General features: G+C 34.5%; 14 protein-coding genes and 2 riboswitches. Of the genes, 7 read left to right on the top strand and 7 right to left on the bottom strand.

Annotation, left to right across the window (positions count from 1 at the left end):
• Positions 1-234: 234 nt before the first annotated feature.
• The gene (locus ACX6U0_RS03355) at positions 235-870 is read right to left on the bottom strand and encodes a trimeric intracellular cation channel family protein (RefSeq protein WP_464958584.1); all 636 of its coding nucleotides are present in this window, start codon (positions 868-870) and stop codon (positions 235-237) included.
• Positions 871-993: 123 nt separating this feature from the next.
• On the opposite strand from ACX6U0_RS03355, the gene hflX reads away from it, so the two are divergent.
• The 3 genes from hflX to ACX6U0_RS03340 all read left to right on the top strand — a co-directional run bounded on the left by hflX (position 994) and on the right by ACX6U0_RS03340 (position 4,148).
• Complete coding sequence (gene hflX, locus ACX6U0_RS03350; protein WP_464958583.1) at positions 994-2,262, top strand: GTPase HflX; 1,269 nt, start codon at positions 994-996, stop codon at positions 2,260-2,262.
• A 4-nt stretch (positions 2,263-2,266) separates the two neighbouring features.
• Positions 2,267-3,541, top strand: a complete 1,275-nt coding sequence (locus ACX6U0_RS03345; protein ID WP_464958582.1) for a methionine gamma-lyase family protein — start codon at positions 2,267-2,269, stop codon at positions 3,539-3,541.
• 268 nt (positions 3,542-3,809) lie between these two features.
• Positions 3,810-4,148, top strand: coding sequence for a zinc ribbon domain-containing protein YjdM (locus tag ACX6U0_RS03340; protein WP_464958581.1), 339 nt, complete (start codon positions 3,810-3,812; stop codon positions 4,146-4,148).
• A gap of 32 nt (positions 4,149-4,180) precedes the next feature.
• On the opposite strand, the gene yjeM is transcribed toward ACX6U0_RS03340, so the two are convergent.
• The 6 genes from yjeM to ACX6U0_RS03310 form a co-directional block, all read right to left on the bottom strand.
• Positions 4,181-5,677: a glutamate/gamma-aminobutyrate family transporter YjeM gene (yjeM, locus tag ACX6U0_RS03335; RefSeq protein ID WP_464958870.1), complete on the bottom strand. Its 1,497-nt coding sequence runs from the start codon at positions 5,675-5,677 to the stop codon at positions 4,181-4,183.
• Positions 5,678-5,893: 216 nt separating this feature from the next.
• Positions 5,894-6,424 (bottom strand): cupin domain-containing protein, encoded by a 531-nt coding sequence (locus ACX6U0_RS03330; RefSeq protein WP_464958580.1) that lies wholly within the window; start codon positions 6,422-6,424, stop codon positions 5,894-5,896.
• A 20-nt stretch (positions 6,425-6,444) separates the two neighbouring features.
• Positions 6,445-7,074, bottom strand: coding sequence for a methylthioribulose 1-phosphate dehydratase (locus tag ACX6U0_RS03325; RefSeq protein ID WP_464958579.1), 630 nt, complete (start codon positions 7,072-7,074; stop codon positions 6,445-6,447).
• Positions 7,071-7,724, bottom strand: coding sequence for a 2-hydroxy-3-keto-5-methylthiopentenyl-1-phosphate phosphatase (locus ACX6U0_RS03320; protein WP_464958578.1), 654 nt, complete (start codon positions 7,722-7,724; stop codon positions 7,071-7,073). The genes ACX6U0_RS03325 and ACX6U0_RS03320 overlap by 4 nt, the downstream gene beginning before the upstream one ends.
• A gap of 4 nt (positions 7,725-7,728) precedes the next feature.
• Entirely contained in the window at positions 7,729-8,949 is a 1,221-nt protein-coding gene (mtnW, locus tag ACX6U0_RS03315; RefSeq protein WP_464958577.1) for a 2,3-diketo-5-methylthiopentyl-1-phosphate enolase, read from the bottom strand.
• A gap of 66 nt (positions 8,950-9,015) precedes the next feature.
• Positions 9,016-9,121, bottom strand: a riboswitch (SAM riboswitch).
• Positions 9,122-9,185: 64 nt separating this feature from the next.
• Positions 9,186-10,367: an aminotransferase class I/II-fold pyridoxal phosphate-dependent enzyme gene (locus ACX6U0_RS03310; protein ID WP_464958869.1), complete on the bottom strand. Its 1,182-nt coding sequence runs from the start codon at positions 10,365-10,367 to the stop codon at positions 9,186-9,188.
• Between the two features lie 136 nt (positions 10,368-10,503).
• On the opposite strand from ACX6U0_RS03310, the gene ACX6U0_RS03305 reads away from it, so the two are divergent.
• The 4 genes from ACX6U0_RS03305 to ACX6U0_RS03290 all read left to right on the top strand — a co-directional run bounded on the left by ACX6U0_RS03305 (position 10,504) and on the right by ACX6U0_RS03290 (position 14,916).
• Entirely contained in the window at positions 10,504-11,298 is a 795-nt protein-coding gene (locus ACX6U0_RS03305; RefSeq protein WP_464958868.1) for a carbon-nitrogen family hydrolase, read from the top strand.
• Between the two features lie 51 nt (positions 11,299-11,349).
• Positions 11,350-11,507: riboswitch (SAM riboswitch) on the top strand.
• 81 nt (positions 11,508-11,588) lie between these two features.
• Positions 11,589-12,761 carry an S-methyl-5-thioribose kinase gene (gene mtnK, locus ACX6U0_RS03300; protein WP_464958576.1) on the top strand — a complete coding sequence of 391 codons (1,173 nt, stop codon included), beginning with the start codon at positions 11,589-11,591 and terminating at the stop codon, positions 12,759-12,761.
• Entirely contained in the window at positions 12,761-13,813 is a 1,053-nt protein-coding gene (gene mtnA, locus ACX6U0_RS03295) for an S-methyl-5-thioribose-1-phosphate isomerase (RefSeq protein ID WP_464958575.1), read from the top strand. The genes mtnK and mtnA overlap by 1 nt, the downstream gene beginning before the upstream one ends.
• A complete protein-coding gene (locus ACX6U0_RS03290; RefSeq protein ID WP_464958574.1) occupies positions 13,810-14,916 on the top strand; it encodes a sugar ABC transporter substrate-binding protein in 1,107 nt (368 codons plus the stop codon). The genes mtnA and ACX6U0_RS03290 overlap by 4 nt, the downstream gene beginning before the upstream one ends.
• Positions 14,917-14,918 lie beyond the last annotated feature (2 nt).

Below are 14,918 nucleotides of genomic sequence, written 5' to 3'. Positions count from 1 at the left end.
TACTTTTATTTAATCTCAACAAATAATAAATATGGTTATATTAAAAAGACAGTCACTAAAGGTGGCTGTCTCGGTTTGTAATCAAAGTACAAAAATATAGAGAATCAGACTAATTGAAAAGGTTTGTATTTCAAGGCGTGAGCCGAGCGGAGTTACCTTTACGGGTAATGAGCACCGCAAGTAGGCGAAGTAACGAAGAAAGCGAGCGTTTTTCAATAGTCTGAAGACAGTCACCTATAGGTGACTGTCTGTGTTTACACTAGTATTTTGAAAGCTAGATCGTTTTGGTAAACTCCATTTATAATGTACTGACAATAGTCTCAATATAAATATTGCAAAAAATAATAATAATTGTTGAAGATTACCTGTAATAAATTCATTTCCAATTAATACACCGACAATAATTGCCCAAAATGCATATACTTCTGAATGTAATACCATTGGTTTTCTTTTTGCTAATAAATCTCGAACAATGCCGCCGCCAATTCCAGTTAAGACTGCAGCAACAATGACTGCACTAACAGGAAGCCTTAATTCCATAGCGTAGTTCGCACCTAAAATAGCAAAAGCAGATAATCCAATCGAATCAAAAAGTATCTCTAATTTTTTAAACGGTTTAATTGAAAGATGTGGAAAGAAAAATATAATTGTCATAGCTATAAGTGCAATCGTAAAATTAGTTGTTTGGTTCCATAAAAAGTTTATTGGATAACCTATTAATAAATTACGAAGTGCACCGCCACCAAAGGCAGTAGCAAAGCCCAATATATAAACGCCGAATAAATCGTAATCTTCTTCCATAGCAACGACCGCGCCACTTAATGCAAAGGAAATAGTTCCAATAATACTAAAAAGTTCCCATGTTTCCAAGAAGCAATTCCCCCGATAGAATAAAAAGATGAAAATTAATCCAGATATCATTATAATAAAGAGATAGTTAAGAGTAAAGAACAATTATTAGTTTGACAATTGTTTACAGAAAGAAGGAATTTTGTGACTAATGAATCGAGAGAAAGAGCAATATTAGTTGGATGTCAGCTTCAAAATGTGGATGACGAAAGATTCCACTATTCGATGGAGGAATTAGCGTCATTAACGAAAACTGCAAATGGAGAAGTTGTCCTTGTAACATCTCAAAAAAGAACTAAATATCATTCAGCTTTATACATAGGTACTGGTAAGGTAGAAGAACTAGAGGCGGCAATTGAAGAGCTTGAGCCTGAAGTCGTTATTTTTAATAATGAATTAACGCCTTCTCAAATTCGCAATCTTTCAGCCAGATTAGATATAAGAGTAATCGACCGTACACAACTTATTTTAGATATATTTGCACAAAGAGCCAAAACGAAGGAAGGTAAACTTCAAGTTGAATTAGCCCAGCTTCAATATTTAATGCCAAGGTTAGTTGGGCAAGGGACAGAGCTTTCTCGTCTTGGTGGAGGGATTGGTACAAGAGGTCCTGGTGAAACAAAACTAGAATCGGATCGTCGTCATATACGAAAACGAATAGATGATATCAAGCAGCAGTTAAAAGTTGTTGTGGAACATAGAAAAAGATATCGTGAACGTCGTAAGAAAAATGAAATGTTTCATATTTCATTAGTCGGTTATACAAATGCAGGTAAATCTACTTTATTTAATCGACTTACAAAATCAGACGTTTACGAACAGGACTTACTATTTGCGACATTAGATCCTACAACTCGTAAATTTGTCTTATCAAATGGGATGACTACATTACTTACTGATACGGTAGGATTTATTCAAGATTTACCGACTTCTTTAATCGCAGCATTTCGTTCTACTTTGGAAGAAGCAACGGAAGCGGATTTTATTTTACATGTTGTTGATGCATCACATGAAAATTATAAAAGTCATGAAATTACAGTTTCAAAATTATTAAATGATTTAGATGTTAAAAATATCCCAATTCTTACAGTTTATAATAAAATCGACCAAGTACATGAGGATTTTGTTCCTTCGCCTGAAGAAGGTTTTATCGAAATGAGTGCACTAAGTGAAAACGATCTTGAAAAACTTCGTCAAAGAATTGAATTAGATTGCAAGCAATATATGGAGCACTATGAGGCTTTTGTACCAGCAACTGAAGGTAAGCTAATACATGATATGAAAAAACTTACATTAATCGATGAGATTACGTTTGATGAAGAAAATGAAATTTATCAATTAACTGGTTATGTGTTTAAAGAACACTCAATATACGACACTGTAAAAAGATATCGAAATTATAAGGAGCAATAATCGAATGCTAGAATTTTTAACACATGGGGAAAAACTTGCGCCATTAGTAGCAGATGTAGAAAAACTGATTTCAGAACGACATAAAGAAATAGATGAGGTAATTGAGTATAACCAATTTAGAGTTTTACAAAGTTTCCGTAAGCATAAGGTAAGTGATAGTCATTTTATCCCAACAACAGGTTATGGGTATGACGATATAGGTAGAGATACATTGGAAGAAATATTTGCTGATGTATTAGGAGGAGAAGCTGGTTTAGTAAGACCTCAAATCATTTCAGGAACACATGCAATTTCTACTGCACTTTTTGGTGTACTTAGACCTGGCGATGAATTACTTTATATTACCGGAAAACCATATGATACGCTTGAAGAAATTGTTGGGATTCGTGGTGAAAGTGGAAATGGTTCATTAAAAGATTTCGGGATTGGTTATGAAGCAATTGAATTAGTGAATGATCGTCGAATCAACTACGAAAAAGTAGCCAATAAAATGACAAGTAAAACGAAGGTAATTGGGATTCAAAGATCAAAAGGTTATGGTACTCGCCCATCTTTTACAATTGAACAAATTAAGGAAATGATTTTATTTGTAAAAGAAATCGATCCAAATGTAATTGTATTTGTAGATAATTGTTATGGAGAATTTGTAGAAAAACTAGAGCCTTGTCATGTTGGAGCGGATTTAATGGCAGGGTCTCTTATAAAAAATCCAGGAGGAGGATTAGCCAAAACAGGTGGTTATATCGTTGGTCGCAAAGACTTAGTCGAAAAATGTGGTTATCGTTTAACTTCTCCAGGTATCGGTAGAGAAGCTGGGGCATCATTATATGCATTACAGGATATGTACCATGGCTTCTTTATGGCGCCACATATCACAGGTCAAGCATTAAAAGGTGCTATATTTACAGCAGCATTTTTAGAAAAGCTTGGAATGAATACAAATCCTTCATGGGATGCTGTTAGAACAGATCTAATTCAATCTGTACAATTTGATGATAAAGATAAAATGATTGCATTCTGCCAAGCGATTCAATCAGCTTCGCCAATCAATGCCCACTTTACACCAACAGCAAACTACATGCCAGGATATGAAGATGATGTCATTATGGCAGCAGGTACGTTTATTCAAGGCGCAAGTATCGAACTGACTGCTGATGGTCCAATTAGACCTCCTTATATTGCATATGTACAAGGCGGATTAACTTACGCACATGTTAAAATTGCGATTTGTTCTGCAGTTAATTCTTTGATCGAGAAAGAACTATTAACGATGAAATAAATAAACACAGCCCATCCTTCCTTTTAGAAGAATGGGCTGTGTTTTTATGAAAATAAATGGGGGGCATACTTTCATAAGGTTGTTTCTATAGGGCTATACTTTCTATTTAGAATATTACATTCGAATTCTTAATTTTTCCTTAACGAAACGAAGTAAATGTGATGATTTGTAAGTAGACTTGTCAATTTTCTTAGATTATGACAGTATAGAGAAGATTAATAAAAGCAAGATACGTATTATTTATTTCATTACCGGAGGACTTGAAACTATGCTAGAATTACCAAATTGCCCAAAATGCCATTCTCAATATACATATGAAGATGGAAGTTTACTAATTTGTCCTGAATGTGGCCATGAGTGGACACTTGATCAGACAAATGAAAATGATGAAGTGAAAGTTGTAAAAGATGCAAATGGAAATGTACTAAATGATGGTGATTCAGTAACTGTCATTAAGGATTTAAAAGTAAAGGGTACGTCGTTAGTTGTGAAAATCGGAACAAAAGTAAAAAGCATTCGTTTAGTAGAAGGCGATCATGATATTGATTGTAAAATCGAAGGATTCGGTGCGATGAAATTGAAATCTGAGTTTGTTAAGAAAATATAAAAATAAGACCACAATAAGTGGTCTTATTTTTATTACGCAATATTTTTATGTTCGTGAGATTTTTTCCTACTTCTAGTTAAGATGAGTAAAGCTAAAATTGAAAAGAAAATTGGTCCCGCAATCATCCAAATCGTCGAGTTGTAGTCTCCGTCGATCATTGGTTGAATGATTGTAAAAAAGTTCGCAAATCCAACGACTAATATAACAAGAATACTAGCAAATAATGCAGAGGCGTAAGATTTGAAAATTTCAAATGGTTTTTCAATCTGTTCGTTTCTCTTAAACATTGGATAGGCTATGCCTAAAAAGATATAAGGTAGTGTCATCGAGACATTTGTCATTAATGTTAATTTATTAAAAAATGATGATGCACCTTCACCTCCAAATGAGGTAAGAAGAATGATGATCGCAACGATTGAAAATTGAACCCACATTGCATTGACTGGCATTCCAATTTGATTCGTAGCTGATAACTTTGAGGGCCATAAATACTTTGGTGTACCTTTGATGATTGTTTTCAAAGGAGCATAAATAAGTGTGAAAAACGCACCGGTATATGCAAAAAACATTGATAATCCTGTTATTCTTGCAAACCAAGTACCAACTAAATCTGCGGTTCCAGTTGATAGATTTAAAGCATTCCCAAATTCTAAACCTAAATTATACATTAATACATATGTTATATTCCCCAAATTTGTCGTTTCGGCACTTAGTGCACTTGTCCAGTTAATAAAAATACCACATAGGAAAATACCAAGTGAATAGCCGATTGAAATGATGATTGCCGAAATTGTAATACCTTTTGGGAAATTACGCTCGGCATTTTCTGTTTGATCTACTAATCCACCGATTGCTTCTAATCCTCCATAAGCAAAAATTGCAAAAACAACAAATGATAAAACCGCTAACGTTGAAAGATAATTAGGATTTGGAGAATTTGTGAAAGCTGAAAAATCATTAATTGGTTGCGCCAATTTTCCTCCATTTAATAAAAAGATGAGAATACTTGTAATTAATAACACTAAATTTAAAGAGGTGACGGCGACTCCGCCAATTGATGTCACTTTACTAATTTTTTCGATTCCTTTTGATGCAAAAAATGTAACGACAAACATCCATAGTAAAGCTAGTAGTCCGATAGACTGAGTTGATGAAAGACCAAGAATTGATAAATTTTGAGTTCGATCAGCTCCAAAAATAAACGTAGACAATGGAATCCACACCTTCGAAGCAACGCTCACCATCCAAATGACATAGGATGAAAACCACATAAATGTCCCAATAAATGCAAATCTAGGACCCACTGAATCTGACATCCACGTATAAATGCCACCTTCTGATTTTTTATAAGCTGCACCAAATTCTGCCATCATAAATGCGAAGGGTATAAAGAATGTAATCGCAGATATTAAATACCAAGGAATTGCACTGTATCCCATCAAATAAAATGCGGTTGGAATATTAGCAAAACCATAAACTGACGTAAATACCATTAAAATTAAACCAAGTAACGAAAGTTTTTTACTCAGAGAGAATCACCTCAACAATACAAATTGTCCCGATAAATATAGGAGTATGCTTAGTTTCTTCAAAATAAAAAGAAAAAATACAGATGTGGGAGTAATAAAGGATATAGTGTGTAGAAGATAAAAGAGGTGCTAAGGAGAGGGGAGTAAAGTAAAAAAGGGAATTAGATCAAGATCAATACAATCTATAACCCATTCCCAAATTTTTCAACTTTTTTATTAGCCTTGTGTTACTTCCTCTTCATAAATCGGTACCCATCCTTCAGTTGTAACAAACAATCTAACTGCAACAACTTTGCGGTCTTCAGCTAGGGTGAAGTAGTGGCGTACATTTGGTGGTACTGAGATTAAGTCTCCAGGATTTAAGTTAACATGGAAGAATCCTTCGTTTCCTTCTATGATAAAAGTACCGTGACCACTTACAATAAAGCGCACTTCATCATCAGTGTGGTGGTGCTCACGATTGAAATTCTTTAATAACTCATCTAAGTTCGGAGTTGCATCAGATAGTGATATGATATCACTTGCTAAATAGCCGCGACGTGTTGAAATACTGTCAATTTCATTTTTAAATGTTGCAAGAATAGAAGTTTTTTCTTCATCAGAAAGAATAAATTTTTCTCTTAAAGATGAATCTAATTTTTCAATATTCCAATTTTCATAAATAACACCTTGTTCTTTTAAATAAGATGAAACCTCAACCTCATTCGTAATGTGAAAATCTTTTTTTTCTACCCAAATAGTTGCCACTTTGCATTCCTCCATAAGATTTAATTTTTAATGAAAAGATTATTTAAATTGCTTCCTTGTAATGAGTATTGAAATAAAAATTCATATGCTTCTAAGTGTTTTTTAGCTTCAAAAGCTGATGTACCCCAAACAGTAATACCATGATTATGGATAAGTACAGCTCCATGATCATTTTTAATATGAGGTAGAAAATCTTCTGCTAAAGTAGGGATGTGTGCATGATTTTTGATGATCGGAATCGTGATTTCCTCATCTTCATCCCATAAACCTAAAGCTTTGATAATTTCAATTCCTGAAAAAGATAAGTTTGTTTTTGCAGGAAAGTCCTTTGTGATTAGATTGTTTGCTATAGTATGAACATGCAAAACACAAGTCGCATTCGTGTGCAAATAGATTAACCGATGTAAGATACTTTCGGCAGACGGTTTTTTCGTTTCATCCCAAATGGATTGATCAAATTCGTTTACAAGTAAAAAGTCATCATCCGTATGTTTGGTTTTATCTTTACCACTTGTCGTAACTAAGAAATTTAATGGAGCATCATTTACTTTAATTGATAAATTGCCACTCGTACCTAAAAACCAATCTCTTTTTGCTAGAGTTTGTTTTATGTCGCGAATTTCATCGTAACGTTTGAAAAATTCCTTCAAACTAAAACCTCCTTGTTTAACGCCCTTTGAATATCATGAAAATTTGTAAACGGAATATAAGGTAGACTTAATTCCTTACATTTTTCAATTAAGAAGTCTCTTGCAAAAATTAAGTTCGCCTTTTTAGCAATTTGTAAATCGGTAATAGAATCACCTATAACAATAATGAAATCATCCGAACTACTAAACTTTCTCATAACTGAAGGCTTACACATACCACAATCATTTGAACAATGTTCATCACAAGAATGGTCCCAATGAATGATTACATTTTCGCTCGAAAAATCAGTTCGATTACATAACACATCAGAAGAGGGGAGGAAGTCTTCTAAAATTGGATGGACAAAAAAGTCTAGACCCCCACTAACAACTTTTAAATCATAGTCGTTTTGTTTTACAAATTGGATAAAATCTTGAAAACCCTCTCTAATCTTAGTGCTTTGTATAACAAACCTCGTCATTTCATCTTTTTTTGATGAAGGAATGGTAGAAAACATTTTTTCTACACCTTCACGAATCGAAATTTTTCCACTTAAAACATCTGATGTTAAGACTTTTGCTGATGGTGAAGCGAATTTTTTGATTAAAGTTACGATGTTATCGCCTTCTGTAATGGTTCCATCAAAGTCACAAAATATTTTTATTGCCATTCTTTTACCCCCATAGTTGCAAAGCCTTTTGAAGTGATGTGTCTTTAAGTGCATATTCATTTAAATTAATGCCAGAAAGTGTTGCCGTAATGGCTTCTCTAAATGCATTTCCTCCGCCAATCGGACCATCTGGGTGTCCATGAATTCCACCACCAGCATTAATAACTTGGTCAATTCCAAAATCTTGAATTAATTTAGGAACTAAGCCTGGATGAATACCAGCGGATGGAACCGGGAAGGTTTCTTTTAAACCATTTTGTATTGTCAGATTTTCTGCGATCTTTAAAGCAGTTTCTTTTTGTAAAGCAACAGACCCATATGGAGAAGGGAATAAGCTAAAGTCTGCTCCAGCAACACGTAATAATTTCCCTAATAATAAACCGGCATCAATTCCGTAAATAGGGGAAGCACTGAATGCTCCCGATACAGCAGGATGTGCCATGATTGGTACTTGAATTGATGGATCCTCTGCTAAACTTTGTAATACATCAATGCCATAAGAAAAAACATTTAATAAAAATACATCAGCGCCAGCTTCTGCAGCTTGTTTTGCTTTTTCTTTTAATTCGTATGTACGACCAGTTAAATTGACTGCGTATAAGGTTTTATGACCAGTTTTTTCATACACTTGCTGTAAGATTTTTTTTCCTTGCGTAACTCGTTCAGTTAACGAAGTCACTGTATCAAATAATATTTCGTCGTCTTTAATTAGATCTACTCCACCAAGTGCTTGTTTTTTTAATTCCTCTGAGATGTATTGAATATCTCTACCAATCACTGATTTGAAAATACTCATCAATAGCGGACGATCATACACATTAACTTTTTCTCTAATGCCGCTAATCCCAAACTTTGGTCCAGGAAATTGCTTTAAAACATCATCAGTAAAATTCAAGTCAACTAATTTAATTTCACCATCAAGTGATAATTTTCCAAAAACAGTTGTTAAAATTGCTGGAATATCCAATGAAAAATTTAAACTAGGATAATAGATTTCTATTAAGCCTTTCGCTGGTCTGTGACCAAAGTATTCGGCGATATTGTCCTCACATTCGACTTCACGAATTGAAAGTACTTTCCCTTTATGTTTTTGTAATTGAATTTGATCATTTTGAGGCAAAGATGTCCAAGAGCCAACTGTTAAGCCAAGTGCAATGGACTCTGCTTTTTTTTCTAAATGATGATTTTTATCATAAACCTGGTAAGTTGCAATTACACCACTCATTTCATGACCTCCTTGATAATTTGTGAATAAAAACAAAAAACCTCTCACAAGGAGAGGTATACCTACACCTTATCTGTCAGCAAAATGCTGCGAGAATTAGCACCGTGCTATATAATATAGCCGGTTGCCGGGTTTCATCGGGCTCGGTCCCTCCACCTACTCTGAATAAGTTTATATTTAATTTTGAATTTTTAACATAATCGCATTATTTCACGAACAATTGGAATTGTCAAACATTAAATGTTTAAAAATATTTCGAGATTTTTTAAACGTGAAATGGCTTCTTCTAATCTACTAGTGTCAGTTAACAGACCAACTCTTACATATCCCTCACCAAAATCACCGAAACCATTACCTGGTGCAACAGCAATATGAGCCTTTTCAAGTAATAAATCTGCAAATTCAGTTGAAGTAAATCCATTTGGTACTTTAAGCCAAGCAAAAAATGAACCAGCTGGGGCAGTTACATTCCATCCGATTTCTCGGCAGCCATTGATTAAAACATTTCTTCTTTCTTCGTAAAGGGATAATAATTCTTTAACACTTTCCTGTGATTCAGTTAATGCAGCAGCAGCTGCTTCTTGAATTGCTGGAAATAAACTAACGTAAAGATGGTCTTGTAATAAATTAATCGCTGAAACCACTTCCTTATTTCCAACGGCAAAACCGACTCGCCAACCTGCCATATTATAGGTTTTAGAAAGAGTATAAATCTCGATGCCACATTCTTTTGATCCTGGTGTTTGTAGGAAACTGATTGGTTTTTTACCATCGAAACCAAAAGCGCCATATGCGAAATCATGACAAACTGTTATTTGATTATTTTTTGCTAATTGAACCGTTTCTTCAAAAAAATCTGAAGTAGCAACTGCACCAGTAGGGTTATTAGGGTAATTAATAAATAATATTTTACTAGCGTCTAAAACTTCTTGAGGAATCAGGTTATAGTCTGGTAAAAAATGATTTTCCTCAATCAACGGTAAAGTATAAGCTACTGTTTTTGAAAGTGCAATACCTGATAAATAGTCTGGATATCCAGGGTCAGGAACTAAAATTGTATCGCCTTCATCACATAAACAAAGTGGCAACTCAACTAATCCTGCTTTTCCACCAAATAAAATGGCTACTTCTTCCTCAGGGTCAAGATCAACATCATACTCACGTTTATAAAAATCAACAATTGCTTGTTTTAAACTGCTAATTCCTCGAAATGGGGAGTATTTATGAGTATTAGGATTTTCTACTGAATTTTGTAGAGCTTTTATAATATGATTTGGTGTTGGTTGGTCTGGGTTACCTTGACCTAGATTAATAACATCATGTCCGTTTTTAATAGACTCATTTACTTTCATAACGAGTGAAGCAAAGAATTGCTTTGGTAGATTTTCTAATAATTTACTAGGTTTCAAGTTCATCACTCCAAAAAAATAGTTCAATGATTTGTATCAATACAAGTTGAAAGTTTCAAATAATGAATATTGCAATAACTTTCACCATCATATATGCTCATTTTAAAAATGTCTATAAAATTTAGAATAGGGTGAATATAAATTGATTAAGATTGCATGTATACAAACAGACATAGTTTTAGGGGATTCTACTACAAATTCCATGAAGATGAAGGGTAAAATTTTAGAGGCTATACATCAACATGCAACTGTAATCGTGTTGCCAGAACTGTGGACGACGGGATACTGTTTAGAAGAAATTACAAAGCATACAGGACAACAGGAATCTATCATTTCTGAACTTCAAACGATTGCTCGAAAGTATCAAGTGACATTCATAGGTGGCTCATTTCCAATTGAGCGTGATCATGGTGTAACAAATACATTAATCGTGATAAACAATCAAGGTGATGTAGTGAAAGAATACGACAAAGTCCATTTGTTTCAGTTGATGAACGAGCACCACTATTTACAGTCTGGTACCGAAAATGGATTGTTCAGCATTGATGGCTTAGATGTTGCTGGTTTTGTTTGTTATGATTTGCGATTTCCAGAATGGATTCAAACACATGCTGTAAATGGCGCAAAGGTTTTGTTTTTTGTAGCTGAGTGGCCTATTCAAAGAATGGAGCATTGGGAAACTTTACTGAAAGCACGTGCAATCGAAAACCAATGCTATGTAGTTGCATGTAATCGAGTAGGCAAAGATTTAGCGAATACTTTTGGTGGAGGCTCGATGGTGATCGATCCTTGGGGAGAAATTTTAGTGAAAGGTTCAACAAAAGAAGAAATTATTTATGGAGAAATCGACCGAGAAAAGGTAGAGGAAATCCGCAATACGATCCCAATTTTTGAAGACAGAAAAGATGGAATTTATAAAAGTTTCAAAAAAAACGTTTGACAAACTAAAAAATAATCATCTACAATACGGTTATAAAATTTAATATGCGAACTCTTATTTCGAGTAGGCGGAGGGATTTGGCCCGATGATGCCCAGCAACCGACCATAATACCATTGTGAAATGGGGCGTAACTTTACGCCTGAGCTTAAATGCTCAGTAAGGCACGGTGCTAATTCCAACAGAAAAGAAATTTTCTGGTAGATAAGAGACGAAAGCCAATTTACGATTGCCCCTTTTCGTCTCGAGAAGGGGCTTTTTATTTTGACTATTTTAAGGGGGATGAATTGTAATGACAGTCATTCAGAAAAAAGAATATAGACCTTTAACAGAGGCTACATCAATTACGTATTTACAAAAGTTGGGATATTTTACGAATCAAGTTTGTGAAAGTGTTGAAATTGGGGACGGAAATTTAAATTTAGTTTTTAAAGTAAGACCTGTTGGACAAGAGCAAGGGTTAATTATTAAGCAAGCATTACCATATGCAAAAGTAGTAGGAGAAAGCTGGCCACTTACATTAAAAAGAGCAACAATCGAGAGTAATGCAACAAAAATATATAATGATTTAATTCCAAATCTAGTTCCGAAAATATTTGCCCATGATGAAGAACAAGCAGTAACAGTTATGGAGGATCTTTCTCATTTACAGATTTTACGTAAAGGATTGATTGAAAAGAAAAGCTTTCCTTTTTTTGCAGAGCACATCGGAAAGTTTTTAGCAAATTCTTTATTTTTCACTTCTGATTTCGGAACGACGCCTGCTAAAAAGAAGGAGCTAGAGTTTACTTTTCATAATCCAGAGCTATGTGATATAACGGAAGATTTAGTATTTACAGATCCATTTTTTAATAGCGAAACAAATAGTTTTGAAGAGGAATTACTAGATGAAGTTCAAGCTTTATGGAACGATGATGAGTTACAACTTGAAGCAGCTAAACTAAAACTTGATTTCTTATCAAAAAAGGAAGCACTATTACACGGAGATTTACATACAGGAAGTATATTTGCATCAGCAACTGAAACAAAAGTGATCGATCCAGAGTTTGCATTCGTTGGACCGATTGGATTTGATTTAGGGCAAATTCAAGCAAATTTATTGTTCCAAATATTTAGTAGAACTGAACAAAAAGAAGAGATATTTGAACAGCTAGTTTCGATTGAAAAAGTATTCAATGAAACATTTATCAGGCTATGGGAAGAGCATAGTGTGAGACCATTTAACCAAGCTGACCTAATAAAAGAAAAACTTGAAGGCTACTGGATTGATGCTATTGGCGTCATTGGGTGTGAATGTATTAGAAGGACAATTGGTCTTGCACACGTAGAAGATATTGAATCGCTTGAACTAGAACATAAAATTGCAGTTAAAAAAGAAATCCTCGCATTTGGGGCAAATTGTATAAAGAATAGATTTACTATTGGAAATATTAAAAATTTAATTTCAGATTGGAGTAACAAATAATGGCTACATTACAGCAAATACCTGAATCATTACAATGGAACGGTGAAACTTTAAATATTCTTGACCAAACAAAATTACCACTAGAAGTTGTTTATTTAGAAGCGACTTCTTTACAAGATGTGAGAGAAGCAATTGTAAAACTACAAGTGAGAGGCGCACCTGCGATCGGATTGGCAGCTGCTTACGGTCTATATTTAGGTGTACGTGAAATTGAAACGGATTTGATAGAAGAATTTCATGTGCAGTCAAGAAATCTTGCTGATGAATTAATTAGTGCAAGACCAACTGCAGTAAATTTAGCTTGGGCTGTTGAAAAACTACTACAAATTAGCTCAAATGCAAAGTCAGTAGCAGAAGCAAAATTTATCATAATGGAAGAAGCGATAAAATTACATTTAGCGGACGAAGCAACGTGTAAAGAAATTGGAGAAAATGCTTTAACACTTTTACATGACGGTGCTGCTGTATTGACGCATTGCAACGCAGGCAGTATTGCGACAAGTCGATATGGTACAGCGCTTGCTCCGCTACATTTGGCAAAAGAAAAGGGTTGGGAAATATCAGCATTTGCTACTGAAACTAGACCCGTTTTTCAAGGGGCAAGATTAACATCATGGGAATTAAAGCAAAGTGGCATTCCAGTTACACTTCTAACAGATAATATGGTCGGTTATTTATTACTAAATAAAAAAGTTGATGCAATTATAGTAGGTGCTGACAGAATTACGGCAAATGGTGACACGGCAAATAAAATTGGAACATTACAATTAGCAATTTTAGCAAATTATTATCAAATCCCATTTTATGTAGCAGCTCCACTCTCAACAATTGATGTTTCTATTGACACAGGAAAAGAAATTGTGATTGAACAGCGCGATCGTAGTGAAGTAACGAATATTGGAAATTTACAAATCGCTCCAGATGGAATTGATGTCTTAAATCCAGCATTTGATGTTACACCTAATGAATTAATTACTGCGATCATTACAGAAAAAGGAATCGTTACAAGTAATTATCGTGAGACATTTTTACGATGGGGGAATGAAGAATGAAAAAAATAATCGCTACTTTATCAATTGCTTCGATTTTATTAACAGCTTGTGGGAATGAGCAAAATGCTGTTTCGAATCAAAAATCTCAAGTGACAAGCACATCTGAGAAAAAAACAAATACAACAAACACTGCTACAGATATTCCAGCGGCTGTTAATAAAAAATTAAAGATTGCTTTAGTTATGGAATTTTCGATCGGAACATTCTCTTCTCAATACATTGATGGTGTAAAAAGACAGGTAGAGAAATTTGGTGGAGAAGTCCAGGTATACAATGCTGATAATGATTTAGCAAAAATGGCTGCAAATTTAGAGACGGCAGTTAATGCAAAAGTAGACGGCATTCTAATCGATCATGGCCGTAAAGAAACATTAGAAAAAGGTGTAAAAAAAGCATTAGAAGCGGGGATACCTGTCGTTTCATTTGACAGTGATTTAAATCTTCCTGGTGTTACAGTTATTGACCAAGATGATTACAGTCTTGCATGGAAAAGCTTAAAAATCTTAGCAGAAGATTTAAATGGTAAAGGTAAAATCGCAACAATTTGGGTTGGTGGGTTTACACCTATGGAGCGAAGAAAAGTAATGATTGATGCATTCTATAAACGCTACCCGGGGATAAAAGAGGTTGCTAGATTTGGTAAAGCAAGTAGCAATACTATGTTAGATACACAAGCACAAGTAGAAGCGCTTTTAAAGAAATATCCTAAAGGAGAACTTGATGCCATTTTTGCGACATGGGATGAGTTTGCAAAAGGTGCAACAAAAGCAATTCAACAAGCAGGTCGCTCAGAAATCAAAGTCTATGGTATTGACTTAAGCGATGAGGATTTACAGTTAATTCAACAACCAGACTCACCATGGGTTGCATCGGCAGCAAGTGATCCAGGAGAAATTGGTGAAGTTCAGTCAAGATTCTTATATCAAAAAATTGCAGGTGAAGATACACCTGACATATACTCATTGGAACCTAAATTAATAGAAAAAGAGGATTTACCAAGTACGCCTATTAAAGTGAGTGACTTAAGTAAATATAGTAAAAACTGGGCACCAACATCAGCTGCAACATCACAATGGATGGAGCAATTTGAGAAAGGGAAATAAAC

The organism is Gottfriedia sp. ABJ_BB2_2, assembly GCF_055484705.1.
The sequence above is the reverse complement of the archived record's forward strand: the minus strand, read 5'-3'. Positions and strand labels throughout refer to the sequence as shown.